This is a genomic window from Campylobacter sp. 2018MI13 (genome assembly GCF_018501135.1).
Classification (GTDB): domain Bacteria; phylum Campylobacterota; class Campylobacteria; order Campylobacterales; family Campylobacteraceae; genus Campylobacter_E.
In genome coordinates this window covers 16,079-33,333 of sequence record NZ_JAHCZC010000009.1, presented here as the reverse complement: position 1 = coordinate 33,333, position 17,255 = coordinate 16,079, and the positions used below count along the sequence as shown (strand labels likewise).

Here is a 17,255-nt window from a genome sequence, read left to right as displayed (position 1 = left end):
TTTGTTTAATATATTTAATTATGAAAAATTAATTCAAATAATTATATTAAAAATAAAAATGTGTATTCTAAACTACAACTCATTTTAATTCTCCTTTTAATTTATTTAAATAATTTTGATAAACATCATTAGAGCAATCACTTATATAATTGTCTAAACTAAGATAATAGTTATCAATAAATAACCTAGCAAAAGAATCATAAATTCTATCAAAATCAGGATGCTCTGGGATTTTTAGCTCTCTAAAAGACATATATGATTTTGCATAGTTACAAGGCACAAAATAACCATAAATATCATAATTTATTAGCTTATCTTTACTAAGTCTAGTTGGTAATTTTGAAGCTTCTTCTTCAAAGCGTTTTTCATATTTTTTATAATTTTCATATAATTGCACTTCTTTATCAACTATCAATTTTACGCTTTTAAAAAATTTTCCATCTATCGTATAGTTTTGCTTTTCAATTGTGCTTAATAATAAGGTATTTGGTTTTTTAAGTTCTGTTACTTCGTGTCTTGGAATTTGCTGTAAATTAAAATGACTTATTAATAATATTCCGTGAAAAGCAATCATTAAAAATGAGAAAAAATAAAAGATAACTTTAATAAATTTTTGATTTTGTTTCATTATTAACTTATAAAACCACCAAATTAATAGTGAAAATACAATTGGTAGTAATAGTTGTAAAACTACAAATCCCCCACCGATATCTCTATCAATAAGCCCAACTCTTATAACCAAATAAAAAAATAAAATATATAAAGCTATTATAAATCTAGGATAGAGCTTTAATCCTATAAAAAATGTAAGGGTAAAAAGCGTAGGATAGGTAATAAAAAATGGCACATAATCTATAGGAATTAAAATACTAATAATTCCACTAGCTAAACCATGTAAATTATCTAAAAAATATGTTAGATATATTAAAAACTCATTCATATCCTACCTTTAAAATAAAGTTAATTTAGTAATAATACATTCTTTATCACACTAAATCAAATCAAAAATCTTAAGCAAAACAATAACTAATCTAATAACAAAATAAACACAAGCTAACTGCAAACCAAATATAACAACTTTCATAAAAGGATTGTAGTATTTGTTAAAAAATCTAAAAGCTTTATCATAGTATTTATAAAAAAATCTAAAAATATTAAAACCACGCACGCCGTATTTTTTATATATTGACAATTGTTTTAGAAGTAGTTCTGTTTCTTTTACATGTTCTTTGAAAAATTCCTTCTCGCGTCTAAAAGCATCAAGCAAATCCTCATAATACCATGCACAATCATGATAAAACTTCTTTGGTATATCATTTATCATAGTTATATTTTCATTTTTCATAATCTCTTTACAAGTAGCATGAACAAAACTATGACTAGGATTATCGCTTACTATCACACGCACCGCACCTGATGTCTCTCGTGCAAAACGCTTTAAAAGAGTCTTATACATAATTTCAAATTCCACATAAGCTTTGTATTCTTTTGTATCATGTAATTCTTTGTTTAAGCGAGAGCTAAATATATTATAAATATCAACACACTTAAACATATCGCTTTTTAAGGTTTTTAACAAGCTTTGCTCGTCTATATCAAAAACCCTTATAAAAGCGTTTTTCAAGCTTGTATTTGTATCAATATCCAAAAACTTTAAAGCAATAGTTTTATCAATACTTCTTGTATCTTTTATATCATTTACCCCTTCGCAAAAAACGGTGTATTTATTAAAAACTCCAAGATATCTTAAATCTAAATGCTTTGCTATATAATCAAAATACCCTGTATCATCAGCAATATCCAAAATCTCGTTTGCCTCATCTAATGATAGTTTTGTTTGTTCTAACTTTTGTTTAGTTATCTCATCTAAAACATATACTTTTCTTCCATAGCCTTTACAAGCTAACAAAGCATCTTTTACTACGCTAAAGATTTCATCTTTGCTAAGCGGTGATTTATCTTTAATGTCTAAAACTCTACATATATAATCATACCCTATTACATTAAAGCCTTCTTTGTTATCTTTAATAGTAGAATCAAGCACTTTTATGTCTAAAATCTCATAGATATAATCATACATCTCGTTTCCAATCATCTCGTGCAAATTATAATCTATCACAAGCTCTATAAAGGTATTTTGATACCACATAATATACACAGCCTTGCTAAGATAAGCATGATCAAACTCTGGGTCTTCATAATGATAGCATTCAAGCAAAAAACACTCTTTATCACTATCAAATAAAAACTTTTTTCTTTCTGGAATAGTTTTATACCTTCTATTGTAAATGTTAAAGATTTTAGATAATTTATATTTTTCATCAAGTTCTTTTGTGATTACTACATTTTCAAAAGCCATTTTTACCCCACTTTTTATAATATTTTAAAATAATACTATTTTTATATTTTAAAATCATTGTATTTTTTAAATACCTTTAAATTAAAATATATAATATGAAAAATATCAATAAAAATATCTAAAGCATTTATTTAAATTCTACTAATTTTAAAGAATTTAAAACAAGATTTGAAAGCTAAAAAATGTAGTTAAAAATTATAGCTATTTAAAATATTCATATTTATTTAAATATTGTAATTAGAAAATGTATTGTGATATTAATAATAAATAAGGGGATTATATCCCCCTTACAATTAGTCGTTTTTATGAATTTGTAATTTTGCTCTTGAATAGAGTCCCGTTCCAACAGGTATCATTCTACCTAAAACAACGTTTTCTTTTAAGTCTTCTAAATAATCTACTTTACCAGTTACACTAGCTTCAGTTAATACTTTAGTAGTTTCTTGGAACGAAGCAGCCGAGATAATACTATCACTGCTAACTGACGCACGAGTAACACCCGTTAAGCGTGGTTCTGCAATAGCTGGACTTCCACCAAATTTCATAACAGCTTCGTTTTCTTCAGCAAATCTACGCTTACTTACTACATCGCCTACTATAAACTTAGTATCTCCACTATCTATAATGGTTACTTGTCTTAACATTTGTGAAATAATAATTTCTATATGTTTATCACTAATTGCAACGCCTTGTCCGCTATAAACTTGCTGAATTTCGCTAATTAAATAATGGTGCAATGCTTTCTCACCTAATATTCTTAAAATATCATTACTTGTAATTGTTCCATCAGTTAAACGCTCACCTGCATGAACCATCTCACCATCTCTTACTTGGATTTGGCTATGGCGGTCAATTGTATGCTCAACTAAATTGCCATCAGCACCTTCTATAGTAATAACTTGACGCATACGGCTAGCTTGACCTAGTCTTACAATTCCATCAATCTCAGCTAATGTAGCAGGGTTTTTAACCTTTCTTACTTCAAATAATTCAGTAACTCTTGGAAGACCACCCGTAATATCCTTAGACTTAGTTGCTGCCTTTGGAGTTTTAGCTAGAATTTGAGCTACTTTTACCTTTTCATTATTATTTACATAAATAACGGTTTTTGATTCTAGTTGATATCTGATTGTGCTTCCATCATCTTTTGTAATCACAATAGCAGGTTTCATACTAGCAGGTAAATATTCATTAACTACTAAAGAGCTATTTCCTGTTAATTCATCAGTTTGCTCTTCAACACTAAAGCCTGGTTCAATATCTACAAAGCTTACAACACCATCACTCTCAGCTATTATAGGGTTATTATATGGGTCCCATTGAGCTATTATATGGCTTTCATTACTTGCATCTGTAACTATTAAATCATTAGCGTTTTTAATTATTTCATTACTTCCAAATTCTATTTTAGATTTTCTTGGAACATAATGGCGAATAGCTTCTCTATCATTTCCATCTGAAATAATTACAAATAAACCTTTTTCATTAACTATATGACCTTTTTTAAGCTCAATTTTTTCTAAACCATCGCTTTTTTGAATGTAATAGTTTAATTTACCAACCGCATTTGCTCTAATATCTTGAGCTACTGGTGCTCCATCTTCTATTAATAATTCTGATGCGTAAGGAATACGTCTTGGAATGTTATAGTCTTCTTTAATAACTTCAACTATACTTTCATTTTCAACAACTTTATCACCTTCTTTATAAGGTAAATAAAGCTTTCCTAATAAGTTTCCACTAACACCAGCTAATTCGTTGATTTTTGCAACATCGTGTTTTCTTAAAATATATTTTTGCTCTTTTTTACCTGATTTTACAACTATAGTTATATCATCGTGCGCATTAATATATGAAATACTTCCATCAAATGGAGCTTTAATCTTAGGCTCAACTAAAAGGATATTTGCATTTCTACGATTTGCGATAATTTGTTTGCCTTCATTATTTTTATAAGTTTGAACATTATAAAATCTTATGAAACCTTCTTTTTTAACTTCTACTTGTCTATCTTGCATATCAGTTGTAGCAGTTCCCCCGCTGTGGAAAGTTCTAAGTGTTAGCTGAGTTCCTGGCTCACCGATTGATTGAGCTGAAATAATACCAACAGCTTCACCAGTTTTAACTAACTTACTTTCAGCAAGGCTAATTCCGTAGCACTTAGCACAAATTCCTTTTTTAGCTTTACAAGTAATTGGAGTTCTAATTGTAACTGATTTGATATTGCTTTGAACAATGCTTTTTGCTTTTACTTCATCAATTAATGTGCCTTCATTAAATAATACTTCATTGCTAATTGGATCAATAACATCATCAGCTAAAACCCTACCTATAATTCTATCGTGTAAGTTTTCAACTACAACACCATCAGCAGTAATTTCACTAACTTCTATACCTTCGTGAGTTCCACAATCATTCATAGTAATTTTCACATTTTGAGCAACATCAATTAGCTTTCTTGTTAAGTGTCCTGCACTTGCAGTCTTTAACGCAGTATCCGCAAGACCTTTTCTAGCTCCGTGAGTTGAGATAAAGTATTCAAGAACATTTAGCCCTTCTCTAAAGTTTGAAGTAATTGGTGTTTCAATAATAGAACCATCAGGTTTAGCCATAAGACCACGCATAGCTGCTAGCTGTGAAATTTGAGCCGTTGAACCCCTAGCACCTGAATCAGCCATCATATAAATTGAGTTAAATCCTGCTTTATCGTTTTTCATTAAATTAATCATATTTTTTGATAATTCATTATTAGTATTTTTCCAAATATCAATAATTTTATTATAACGCTCACTAGCAGTGATTAGACCTTGGTTAAATGAGTTTTGGATTTCTCTTACTTTTGCTTTTGCATTTTCTATATTATCGCTCTTTTCATCAGGAACAATAATATCAGCAATAGAAATTGAAATACCAGCTTTTGTAGCGTATTCAAAACCTAAATTCTTAAGATTATCAAGGAAACTTGCACTAATTTCTAAGCCACCATTTTTATAAACATAATCAACTAATGCTCCGATATCCTTTTTCTTTAAAACCTTATTCCATAATTCTTCAGGAACAAAATCAGGTAAAATTGATTTGATAATTAAACGACCCGCAGTAGTTTTAATACTCTTACCATTTACAACTGATTTGATTGTAGCGTGAATATCAAGTGAGCCTGTTTGCATAGCCATTAATACTTCATCAACACCAGTGCAAATCTTATTAGCACCTTTTGCATCTGTTTTTTCAAGCGATAGATAATAAATACCTAAAACCATATCTTGTGATGGAACTGTTATAGCCTTACCACTTGCAGGTAATAAAATATTCATTGAGCTTAGCATTAATATCTTACATTCTGCTATTGCTTCTTGGCTAAGTGGAACATGCACAGCCATTTGGTCGCCGTCAAAGTCAGCGTTAAATGCAGCACAAACTAAAGGGTGTAACTGAATAGCTTTACCTTCAACTAGCACTGGATGGAAAGCTTGAATTGAAAGCTTGTGTAGAGTTGGTGCACGGTTTAGCATTACAGGATGATCTTTTACTACTTCTTCTAAACATTCCCATACTTCGTTAGTCTTTTCGCCTATCATTTTATGAGCTTGTTTAACCGTAGTTGCATAACCTTTTTCTTCAAGTTTAGCTAATAAATGTGGTTTAAATAATTCTAAAGCCATTTGTTTAGGTAAGCCACATTGATCCATTCTAAGTTTTGGGCCAACAACAATTACGCTACGACCTGAAAAGTCAACACGCTTTCCAAGTAGGTTTTGTCTAAAGCGTCCTTGCTTACCCTTGATGATTTCAGTAAGTGATTTTAGAGTTCTTTTGTTTGCACCTTTAGCTGCTCCTGTTTGTTTTCTAGCGTTATCAAACAATGAATCAACAGCTTCTTGAAGCATTCTTTTTTCGTTTCTAATAATAATTTCAGGCGCATCAAGTTCAATTAATCTTTTTAAACGAGAGTTTCTGTTAATTACACGGCGATATAAATCATTCACATCAGAAACAGCAAATTTTCCACCATCTAAAGACACTAATGGGCGTAAATCAGGTGGTAAAACAGGTAAGCATGTAATCATCATCCATTCAGGGCGATTTCCTTCTCCACTTTGAGAACTTGCTAAAAAGCTTTCTACAATTTTTAATTTTTTAATAATTGCAGGTTTTTTTGATTTTGGAGCTAGTTCGCAAGCTTCTTTTAATTCTCTTACCATATCTACTAAATCAAGTTCAGCTAATAAATCATGAATTACTTCTCCACCCATTCTAGCTTTAAAGCCAGTATCTTCATATCTTTCATTTAAAGCTTGGAATTGTTCTTCGCTGATTACGCTATATTTTGTAACTTTTTTATTATCATCATAAGTTGCAGTATGCGCATCTCCAACAGCTTCTACAATATATGCTTCATAGTATAAAACACGGCTTAAATCTTTTGTAGAAATATCTAAAAGTGTTGAAATTCTTGCAGGTATTGCATTTGAATACCAAGTATGAGCCACTGGAGTAACTAATTCAATATGACCCATTCTAGTGCGGCGAACTTTACTTGTAGTTACTTCAACTCCACATTTTTCACATTTAACGCCTTTAAAACGCATTTTTTTATATTTTCCGCAAAGGCACTCATAATCTCTAATTGGCCCAAAAATCTTAGCACAAAATAAGCCGTCTCTTTCAGGCTTAAGTGTGCGATAGTTTATAGTTTCTGGTTTTTTTACTTCACCAAATGACCATGAACGAATAGCCTCAGGGCTAGCTATTTTAAACCCTATGGCATCAAATTGACTTGGTTTTTCTTCTTCGTTAAGTTGGATTTTTTTATATTTCTTATTCATCATCATTATCCTCTTTATAAATCTCAACATCTAAAGCTAAAGATTTTAGCTCGTTTGTAAGAACAAAAAATGTCTCAGGAATTCCTGCTGAAGTTACATTTTCTCCTTTTGCAAGTGCTTTATACGCTGCAAATCTTCCATCAATATCATCAGATTTAATAGTTAGCATTTCTCTTAAGGTATGTGCTGCACCATAAGCTTCTAATGCCCAAACTTCCATCTCTCCAAATCTTTGACCTCCGAATAATGCTTTACCACCAACAGGTTGTTGTGTAACAAGACTATATGGACCTGTACTTCTTGCGTGAACTTTCTCATCTACTAAGTGGTGAAGTTTAAGCATATACATAACGCCCACATTTACACGCTCTTTCATCTTTTCGCCTGTGCGACCATCGTATAGCTCACTTTTGCCATCCATATCTATTCTAGCCATTTCAAATAGCTTTTTAAATTCTTCTGCAGTTACACCTTCAAAAACAGGAGCTCCAAATTTAACGCCCTTACTCCAATCTCTTGCGTGGCGAATAAACTCATCATCACTCATATCTTTAAGATAAACTTTAGCGTCCATTAATCTTGAAATATCGCAAATATCAATCATTTTTTGGCGTAATTCTTTAATAAAATCAGCTCTTTTTGCATCAAATATTTCTTGAATTTGTTCTCCTAGTCTAAGTCCTACTAAACCTAAATGGCTTTCTAGAATTTGACCTATATTCATACGGCTTGGAACACCTAGTGGATTTAAAACAATATCAACAGGTCTTCCATCAGGTAAATAAGGCATATCAACTTCAGGAACTATGCAAGAAACTATACCTTTATTTCCGTGACGACCTGCCATTTTATCCCCAACTTTTAACTTACGCTTAGTTGCTATATAAACTTTTACAAGTTTTACTATACCATTTTGTAAAATATCATCTTTTTCTAATATTTCTAATTTTTCATCATGCTCTTGTTTTAAAGCTTTTTTCTCATTTTGGAAATGATTTTTTAAATTCTCATAATAAGCTTGCACATCTTTAGGATAAGCTTTAATAATACTTCCAATAGCAAAACGATTTAAATTAGATAAATCATCTTCTTTTACGATTTCACCTTTTTTATAAGATGTTCCGCCTATAGTTTCAGCTTTTTCTAAAGGAGTTTCTTTTAATAATTTAGCAATCTTTAGATTTTCTTCTCTATCCATCATTAATAATCTATCATGATAGTCTTTTTCTAATACTAAGCGTTCAGCGTCTTGAGCTGCTTTTGCACGAGCATCTTTTTCATGACCTTTTTTTGTAAATACTTTTACATCAATTACAACGCCTTCAACACTAGCACCTGCGTATAAAGATTTATTAACTACATGACCTGCTTTTTCTCCGAAAATCGCTCTTAATAATCTCTCTTCAGGAGTTGGTTTTACTTCACCTTTAGGAGAAACTTTACCTACTAAAATCATACCAGGTTTTACATGCGTTCCGATTCTTACAATACCGCTTTCATCTAAATGTGCTATATCTTCATCTTTTACATTCGGAATATCACGAGTAATTTCTTCAACGCCATCTTTTAATTCACGAGCTTCTATTTCTTTTTCATAAACATGAACACTAGTAAATGCGTCTTCACGAATCATTTTTTCGCTCATTACAATAGCATCTTCGTAGTTGTAACCATTCCAAGGCATAAATGCAATTAAAGCATTTTTACCAATAGCAAGCTCTCCTTGATCCATAGAAGGGCCATCTGCAATTACTTGTCCTACTTTTACTATATCGCCTTTTCTTACAATTGGTTTTTGAGAAAATGTTGTATTTTGGTTTGTTCTTAAGTTCTTTTCTAGTTTGTAATGGTCTATATATAAACCATTATCATCTTCGCCTAATATAAATATATTATTGCTATCAACTTTTTCTACTTTACCTGAACGCTTAGCTTTGATTGCTTCCCACGCATCTCTTGCTACTACTCTTTCCATACCTGTTCCAACTATTGGAGCAGTAGCAGTAAGCAATGGAACTGCTTGACGTTGCATGTTTGAACCCATTAGTGCACGGTTTGCGTCATTGTGTTCTAGGAAAGGAATTAACGAAGCTGCAAGCCCAACGATAGCCCCTGAAGTAAGGTCAATAAGTCCTACATCTTCGCGTTTTGCTAGTATCGTTTCTCCATCTATTCTAGCTTCAATTAAATCATCAACAATATTTCCATTTTCATCTACTTTCGTAGAAGCTGGTGCAATACAAATTCCTTCTTCTTGAGTAGCTGTTAAATACACGATTTCATCGCTTATTTTACCATCTACAACTTTTCTATAAGGAGCTTCAACAAAACCTAAATCATTAACTTTTGCATAAGTTGAAAGCGAGTTAATAAGACCGATATTTTGACCTTCTGGAGTTTCAACAGGACAAATTCTTCCATAATGAGTTGTATGAACATCACGAGCTTCAAAACTTGCTCTTTCTTTTACTAAACCACCCTCGCCTAAAGCTGATAATCTTCTTTTATGTGTAACTTCACTAAGTGGATTTGTTTGATCCATAAATTGTGATAATTGACCACCCGTAAAGAAATCAAGTAGTGTAGAAGTAATCATTTTTGAATTCACTAAATCACTTGGCATTAATTCTTCAATAGGAGTAGTAATTGAGCTTAATTTATCTTTAATACCTTTTTGAATTTTTGCAAAACCTATGTGTAATTCATTAGTTAATAACTCACCAATAGCTCTAATTCTTCTATTTCCTAAATGGTCTCTATCATCTAAATATCCACGACCTGATTTAATTCTGTAAAGATATTGAATAGTTTTTACTATATCTTCTCTAGTTAAAACGGTTACATATTCAGGAACATCAAGTCCTAATTTATGGTTCATTTTCATACGACCAACTCTTGTTATATCGTATCTTTCAGGGTTAAATAACATATCTAAAATATAAGTTTTTGCTGCTTCTAAAACAACAGGATCACCTGGTCTTAATACTCTAAATATTTTAGCTATTGCAAATTCTTCTTCATTTTCATAATTTTCTGAACGCTTAAATGATTTAAACATATCTAAATCATTTTGAAGAGTTTTTAACATTGAATCATCAATTCCTGAACCAACATCATTAGCTATTTTAAAATCACTACCATTATGAACTAAAGCAATTAGTTTATCTTCATCAAGCATTGTAAGAGTATCAAATAATAATTCCCCAGTATTTTTATCATATACAGGCTCTGCTAATTGACGATTAGCTAAAATATCAACAGGGTATTCTATTAATTTTAAACCTGATTCTTCAAGCTCTTTAATTTTTCTTTTAGTTAATTTCTTACCTGCTTCATGAACAACTTCACCTTTTTCATTAATCAAATCAAATTCAACTCTATCGCCTATAGCATTAATATCAAATTTTGTATAGAATTTATGTTTTTTTAGTGTTATTGTTTGAATTGGATAAAATAATTGAATAATATCTTCTTTGCTATATCCTAATACTCTTAGTAAAAGTGTTGCTTGGAATTTTCTTCTTTTATTAATTCTTGCATATAAAATATTTTTTGAATCAAATTCAAAATAAATCCAAGCTCCTCTATCAGGTATAATTTGGCTAGAATAAAGTAATTTATTACCTTCTTCGCTTTCTTTAAAAATAACACCTGGACTTCTATGAAGCTGATTTACAACTACTCTTTCAACCCCATTGATAACGAAAGAAACTCTATCTGTCATTAAAGGTATATCACGAATAGTAATATCTTGTTCTTTTATATCTTTAATTCCAATTTTTTCACCAGTTTTTTCATCTCTATCATATAACGTCAAGCGAATTTTTGCACGCAAGTTAGCTGCATACGTAAGACCTCTTTCCATACACTCTCTTACTGTGTATTTAGGCTTTACAAATTCACAAGATACGTAATCTAAACTTAATCTATTTTGAGAATCACTAACAGGAAAAAAAGATTTAAAAACTTTTTCTATACCACTTTCCCTGTCTTCATTACCAATATTTAAAAAATAATCAAAGCTTTTTTGCTGTAATTGTAATAGATTTGGAATCTCAATTTGCTGTGGAACGTTTGAAAAATCCACCCTTAATCTGTTTCCTGAATGTAAGCTATTTAACATATATGTACCTCTTGGTAAGTTTTGAAAGAATAGTTTTGTTGTAAAAACAACACAATACAAAAATAGCCCTAAAAATAGGGCTAAATAAATTATTTAAGTTCAACCTTAGCGCCAGCTTCTTCAAGTTGTTTTTTAGCTTCTTCAGCATCTGCTTTGCTAACACCTTCTTTTAATGTTGATGGAGTACCTTCAACAGCATCTTTAGCTTCTTTTAAGCCTAATCCTGTTAATGCACGTACTACTTTAATAACATTAATTTTGTTAGCACCTGAATCTACTAACACAACGTTAAATTCTGTTTTTTCTTCTTCAGCAGCAGCTGCAGCACCACCTACAGCACCAGCAACCATTACAGGAGCTGCACTAACACCAAATTTTTCTTCAAATTCTTTAACTAATTCAGATAGTTCTAAAACACTTAGATTTGAGATATATTCTAATACATCTTGTTTTGTAATTGCCATTTTTTATCCTTTATAAAATTATTCTTGTTCTTTTTTTTCTTTAAGTGCATTTAAACCGATTGTGAAATTTTGAATCGGCGCATTCCAAACTTGCAATAACATAGCAAGTAACTCTTCACGAGATGGCATTTTAGATAATGCAGTAATTTTATTAGCATCTGCAACTTCACCATCTATGTGACCAAACTTAACTTCAAACGCATTATTTTTTTCAGCAAATTTAGCTGCTACTTTTGTAACTGCTAACGCGTCTTCTCCCCAAAGATAAATATTTGTATCTTTAAGTGTTAAACCATTTTTGCCTGATTTTTCTAAAGCAATACTAGCTAAAGTATTTTTAATAACTTCTACTTTAACATTAGCAACTCTTGCAGAATCACGTAATACTTCTAATTGCTTAGTAATAATACCTTTATAATTACAAACAACAACAGCATTGTTTGTTGTAAATTCATCAGAAAGTCTAGCTATTAGTTCTTCTTTTTGGTTTCTTGTCATCTTTTCTCCTTTCCGATTTATGATTTAAGCAGAGAGACAAAAGTCAATTAAGTAATAAACCTCGGCTGTCACAAATCAAATTTTTATTTAAATTCTTTACGCAAAAAAACTAAAATAAAAATTTGAAAAAGAATAGCTATATTTTTAACATAAAAAGTTTAAAAAATAGCTATTCATAGAAAAAATTATTTTAAATCTAATAATTCTTGAGTTTCAAGTTTTAAACCTGGACTCATTGTTAAAGATAGAGTTGCACTCTTAATATATCTACCTTTTGCAGTTGCAGGTTTGTGTTTATTAATTGCTTTTACAAAAGCACTAACGTTATTTAATAATTTTTCTTCAGAAAAACTAACTTTACCTAAACCAGCATGAATATTTCCTTGTTTATCTACACGGAAATTAACTTGTCCTGACTTAGCATTTTTAACAGCTTGAGCTACATCCATAGTAACTGTTCCTGTTTTAGGATTTGGCATTAAACCTTTAGGTCCTAAAATACGGCCAACTTTACCAACTAGCCCCATTAAATTTGGAGTTGCTATTAATACATCAAAATTAATATTACCTTTTTGAATTTCTTCTACTAAATCATCATCACCAACAATATCAGCTCCTGCTGCTTTTGCTTCATCAGCTTTAATATCTTTTGCAATTACAGCTACACGAACCTTTTTGCCAGTTCCTTCTGGTAATACTACTGAACCTCTTACCATTTGATCAGCATGTCTTGGATCAACATTTAATTTCATTGCTATTTCAACGGTTTCATCAAATTTAGCTGATGATAAAGTTTTAATAACTTTAATACCATCATTTAGTGAATATTCTTTTGTTAAATCAACTTTTTTTAATAATTCTTGAATTCTTTTTGCTTTTTTTGCCATATTTTTCTCCGCATTTTTTAAAGTGCTTCCGCCTTAACCCGGCGGTTAGGTTCTTATTAATCTACTACTTCAACACCCATTGATCTAGCAGAACCTGCAATAATCTTAGCAGCTTGCTCACGATCTTTTGTATTTAAGTCAGCAATTTTTCTATCAACAATTTCAAGTATTTGAGCTTTTGTTAGCTTACCTACTTTATTTTTTAAAGGATTATCAGTTCCTTTTGAAATACCTGCAGCCTTTTTAATTAAATCTGTAGCAGGTGGTTGTTTTGTTATAAATGTAAAACTTTTATCAGCATATACTGTTATAACTACTGGAATATTATATCCCGCCATATCTTTTGTACGCTCATTGAAAGCCTTACAAAATTCCATAATATTAACACCTTGTTGTCCTAAAGCAGGTCCTACTGGTGGTGATGGATTTGCCTTTGTTGCAGCTATTTGTAATTTAATTTCCCCAACAACTTTTTTAGCCATAATGACTCCTTAATTTATTAAATAATTTTTTCTACTTGTGAATATAGTATTTCAACTGGCGTACTTCTTCCAAAAATTGAAACATTAAGTTTTAAAGTACCCCTAACCATATCGTATTCTTCTACAATACCTGTAAAATTCGCAAATGAGCCTTCAGTAATCCTAACACTTTCTCCATTTTCAAAGAAAATTTTAGGTCTTGGAGCTTTTTTATTATTAGCTTTTTCTAAAATCAAATTAACATCCTTCTCACTTAAAGGAGTAGGTTTTTTAGATTCTCCAATAAATCTTCCAACTTTAGGCAATTTTTGAATTTTATGCCATAACTCTATATCTAAATCAATGTTTGCAAAAACATAGCTAGAATATAAACATTTTGCTGTAATTTTCTGTTTTCCATTCTTACCTGTTTCAATAACATCTTCTGTAGGAACTAAAACTTCTTTTAATCTATCAGAAATTCCATTTTCATAACATAATTTCTCAATAGCTCTTTTTACAGCCATTTCGCTACCTGCGTAAGTCTGAATTGCATACCATTTAAAATTCATCTCGCGCCCTTATAAAATACTCTTTAATGAAAAAGACATAATAAAATCAACAAAAGCTAAAAATAAAGAAATAACGGTAACTACAACAACTACCGTAATAAAAGCATTTTTTACTTGTCCTTTAGTTGGAAAAAATACTTTTGCTAACTCAGCTTTTGATAACTTAAAATAATTTATTAATTTTTCCATTTTAAAACCTTTAATTGGCAGGGCAAGAGGGATTCGAACCCCCAACCATCGGATTTGGAATCCGGCGCTCTACCGTTGGAGCTATTGCCCTAAAATTAGCTTTTTAACTTAACTTCTTTATGAACTGTATGTTTTCTTAATCTTGGGCAATACTTTTTAAGTTCTAACTTTTCAGTAGTATTCTTTGAATTTTTAAACGTACTATAATTAATATCGCCTGTTTCTTCGCATTTTAAACCAATTTTAATTCTCATAACATTTCCTTTTAGTTTTTAGAGTAGGTATAAAACCTACTCATTTAAATTACTTAATAATTTTTGATACAACACCTGAACCAACTGTTCTACCACCTTCACGGATAGCAAAACGAGTACCTTCTTCAAGTGCAACTGGTTGAATTAATGATACAGTAATTCTTACGTTATCACCAGGCATAACCATTTCTGTGCCTTCTGCTAACTGAATAGAACCTGTAACGTCAGTTGTCCTTACATAGAACTGTGGTCTATAGTTATTAAAGAATGGAGTATGTCTACCACCTTCTTCTTTAGTTAAGATATAAACTTCAGCTTCAAAGTCTGTATGTGGAGTAATAGTTTTTGGTTTAGCAAGAACCATACCACGAATAACATCTTCTTTTTTTGTTCCGCGTAGTAATACACCTACGTTATCACCAGCTTCACCTTGCTCCATTTCTTTTCTAAACATTTCAACACCAGTAACTGTTGTTGTTTGAGTATCTCTAATACCAACGATTTCGATAGTATCTCCAACTTTAACGATACCTTTTTCAATACGTCCTGTTACAACTGTACCACGACCTGAAATTGAGAATACGTCTTCAATTGGCATTAAGAAATCTTTGTCAGTATCACGAACTGGAGTTGGGATATAGCTATCTACTTGAGCCATTAGCTCTAAAATTTTAGCTGACCATTCGCCATCTTTACCAGCTTTTGCTTCTTCTAAAGCTTGTAAAGCTGAACCAGATACGATTGGAGTGTCATCGCCTGGGAAATCATATGAACTTAATAATTCTCTAATTTCCATTTCAACTAGTTCTAATAATTCAGCATCATCAACCATATCAGCTTTGTTCATAAATACTACGATATATGGAACACCAACTTGGCGTGATAATAGAATGTGCTCTCTAGTTTGTGGCATTGGGCCGTCTGCTGCTGAAACAACAAGAATAGCGCCATCCATTTGTGCAGCACCTGTAATCATGTTTTTAACATAGTCTGCGTGGCCTGGGCAGTCTACGTGAGCGTAGTGACGATTTTCAGTCTCATACTCAATATGAGAAGTAGCAATTGTAATACCTCTTTCTTTTTCTTCTGGAGCATTATCAATATTATCATAATCTTTAAGCTCTGCAAGACCTTTTCTTGATAAAACAGCTGAAATAGCAGCAGTTAAAGTAGTTTTACCGTGGTCAACATGACCAATTGTTCCGATATTCACGTGTGGTTTATTACGTGAGAATTTTTCCTTTGCCATAATACTTCCTCCGTATTAATAAAATTAATTACTAGTCTAAAATTATTACCTTTTTGAATAAATGGAGCTCATAGTGGGACTTGAACCCACGACCTCTCCCTTACCAAGGGAGTGCTCTACCTCTGAGCCATACGAGCGCTCAGAAAAATTATAACTTTAGACAACAAATACACTAAAACTTAAACTATTTTTGGAAAAACTTGTGAAGCGATAAAAATTACAGCTCCCAGTTCTTGCAAAAAAGTTGGAGCGGGAAACGAGACTCGAACTCGCGACCCTCAGCTTGGAAGGCTGATGCTCTAGCCAACTGAGCTATTCCCGCATCTATAATGGTGGTGAGTCGTGGATTCGAACCACGGAAGGCAAAGCCAGCAGATTTACAGTCTGCCCTCGTTGGCCACTTGAGTAACTCACCTTTATTTATAAAAATAAAGCCTTTTTTGTTCTGGTCAAACACTGCTAAAAATAAAATGGAGCTGGTTAAGGGACTTGAACCCCCGACCTGCTGCTTACAAGGCAGCTGCTCTACCAACTGAGCTAAACCAGCATAAATCAAAAATGAAAGACGGCATTATATGTAAAAATTTTTCATTTGTCAAGAGTAAGTTATAATTTTTTTAAAAAAAGGAGCAATATGAAAATTTTGTTTTCACCAAGTGAAGAAAAAATAAATAGCTTAAATGCTTGTAATGTAGATGAATTAAAGATATTTTTTACTAATTTAAATTTAGACAATCTCTCAATAAAATCTCAATTTAGAAAATCATATATAAAGGAATATATAAATCATTTTGATAATTTAGAATTAATTTTTGGTGTTAAAAATACCCAAAATATATTAAATAATTTCTCTAATAAACTATATAAAGCAATAATTTTATACCAAGGAGTTAGCTATAAAGAATTAGATTACAATAGCTTAAGCAATGAAGAAAAAACATATATTGATGGTAATGTAATTATATTTTCCAACCTTTTTGGACCTATTCTTGCAAATGATGAGATACCATTTTATAAACTCAAACAAGGGGTGAAATTAAACAAAATCAACCAAGCTAAAGAATATTTAAAAGATACAACAAATAATCTAAATGAAATAATAAAAGAATTTGCAATTGACCTTAGAGCTGATATTTATAAAGACTATTATCAAATTCAAATTCCGCACGCAACTTTTATTTTTATGAAAAATAATAAGCAATTATCTCATAGTTCAAAAGTCTATCGTGGCAGGGTTTTAAGGCTATTAGCACAAAATAATATTACTAATATTAAAGAATTATCTAATATGATTTATACTAATTTTTCTGTAATAAATATAGAAAATATAGAAAATAAAACAATATTTTATATTGATATAAAGGATTAAA

At 31.0% G+C, this 17,255-nt stretch carries 13 protein-coding genes and 5 tRNA genes; 1 reads left to right on the top strand and 17 read right to left on the bottom strand.

Annotated elements, in window-relative coordinates; translation table 11 throughout:
• Nucleotides 1–79 precede the first annotated feature (79 nt).
• The 17 genes from KJQ99_RS01910 to KJQ99_RS01830 form a co-directional block, all read right to left on the bottom strand.
• Nucleotides 80–940, bottom strand: coding sequence for a hypothetical protein (locus tag KJQ99_RS01910; RefSeq protein ID WP_214149836.1), 861 nt, complete (start codon nt 938–940; stop codon nt 80–82).
• A 51-nt stretch (nt 941–991) separates the two neighbouring features.
• Entirely contained in the window at nt 992–2,359 is a 1,368-nt protein-coding gene (locus KJQ99_RS01905) for a hypothetical protein (protein ID WP_214149835.1), read from the bottom strand.
• A 293-nt stretch (nt 2,360–2,652) separates the two neighbouring features.
• Entirely contained in the window at nt 2,653–7,191 is a 4,539-nt protein-coding gene (rpoC, locus tag KJQ99_RS01900; RefSeq protein ID WP_442862233.1) for a DNA-directed RNA polymerase subunit beta', read from the bottom strand.
• Entirely contained in the window at nt 7,181–11,311 is a 4,131-nt protein-coding gene (gene rpoB, locus KJQ99_RS01895; RefSeq protein WP_214119982.1) for a DNA-directed RNA polymerase subunit beta, read from the bottom strand. The genes rpoC and rpoB overlap by 11 nt, the downstream gene beginning before the upstream one ends.
• A gap of 89 nt (nt 11,312–11,400) precedes the next feature.
• On the bottom strand, nt 11,401–11,775 hold the full coding sequence (gene rplL, locus KJQ99_RS01890) for a 50S ribosomal protein L7/L12 (RefSeq protein ID WP_214118192.1): 375 nt from the start codon (nt 11,773–11,775) through the stop codon (nt 11,401–11,403).
• A gap of 18 nt (nt 11,776–11,793) precedes the next feature.
• The gene (rplJ, locus tag KJQ99_RS01885) at nt 11,794–12,273 is read right to left on the bottom strand and encodes a 50S ribosomal protein L10 (RefSeq protein WP_214118194.1); all 480 of its coding nucleotides are present in this window, start codon (nt 12,271–12,273) and stop codon (nt 11,794–11,796) included.
• A 185-nt stretch (nt 12,274–12,458) separates the two neighbouring features.
• Complete coding sequence (gene rplA / locus KJQ99_RS01880; RefSeq protein ID WP_214118196.1) at nt 12,459–13,160, bottom strand: 50S ribosomal protein L1; 702 nt, start codon at nt 13,158–13,160, stop codon at nt 12,459–12,461.
• A 56-nt stretch (nt 13,161–13,216) separates the two neighbouring features.
• Complete coding sequence (gene rplK / locus KJQ99_RS01875) at nt 13,217–13,642, bottom strand: 50S ribosomal protein L11 (protein ID WP_214118198.1); 426 nt, start codon at nt 13,640–13,642, stop codon at nt 13,217–13,219.
• Between the two features lie 17 nt (nt 13,643–13,659).
• Entirely contained in the window at nt 13,660–14,193 is a 534-nt protein-coding gene (gene nusG / locus KJQ99_RS01870; RefSeq protein ID WP_214118200.1) for a transcription termination/antitermination protein NusG, read from the bottom strand.
• Nucleotides 14,194–14,202: 9 nt separating this feature from the next.
• Entirely contained in the window at nt 14,203–14,382 is a 180-nt protein-coding gene (secE, locus tag KJQ99_RS01865) for a preprotein translocase subunit SecE (protein WP_214118201.1), read from the bottom strand.
• Nucleotides 14,383–14,397: 15 nt separating this feature from the next.
• Nucleotides 14,398–14,473 (bottom strand) — tRNA-Trp (locus KJQ99_RS01860).
• A 4-nt stretch (nt 14,474–14,477) separates the two neighbouring features.
• Complete coding sequence (gene rpmG / locus KJQ99_RS01855; protein ID WP_214118203.1) at nt 14,478–14,636, bottom strand: 50S ribosomal protein L33; 159 nt, start codon at nt 14,634–14,636, stop codon at nt 14,478–14,480.
• A 49-nt stretch (nt 14,637–14,685) separates the two neighbouring features.
• Nucleotides 14,686–15,885 (bottom strand): elongation factor Tu, encoded by a 1,200-nt coding sequence (gene tuf, locus KJQ99_RS01850; protein ID WP_214118205.1) that lies wholly within the window; start codon nt 15,883–15,885, stop codon nt 14,686–14,688.
• 62 nt (nt 15,886–15,947) lie between these two features.
• Nucleotides 15,948–16,022, bottom strand: a tRNA-Thr gene (locus KJQ99_RS01845).
• 108 nt (nt 16,023–16,130) lie between these two features.
• Nucleotides 16,131–16,207 (bottom strand) — tRNA-Gly (locus KJQ99_RS01840).
• 8 nt (nt 16,208–16,215) lie between these two features.
• A tRNA-Tyr gene (locus tag KJQ99_RS01835) sits at nt 16,216–16,300 on the bottom strand.
• 56 nt (nt 16,301–16,356) lie between these two features.
• Nucleotides 16,357–16,432, bottom strand: a tRNA-Thr gene (locus tag KJQ99_RS01830).
• Between the two features lie 87 nt (nt 16,433–16,519).
• Between KJQ99_RS01830 and yaaA the strand changes: the two genes are divergently transcribed.
• Entirely contained in the window at nt 16,520–17,254 is a 735-nt protein-coding gene (yaaA, locus tag KJQ99_RS01825; RefSeq protein WP_214149834.1) for a peroxide stress protein YaaA, read from the top strand.
• Nucleotide 17,255: the final 1 nt, after the last annotated feature.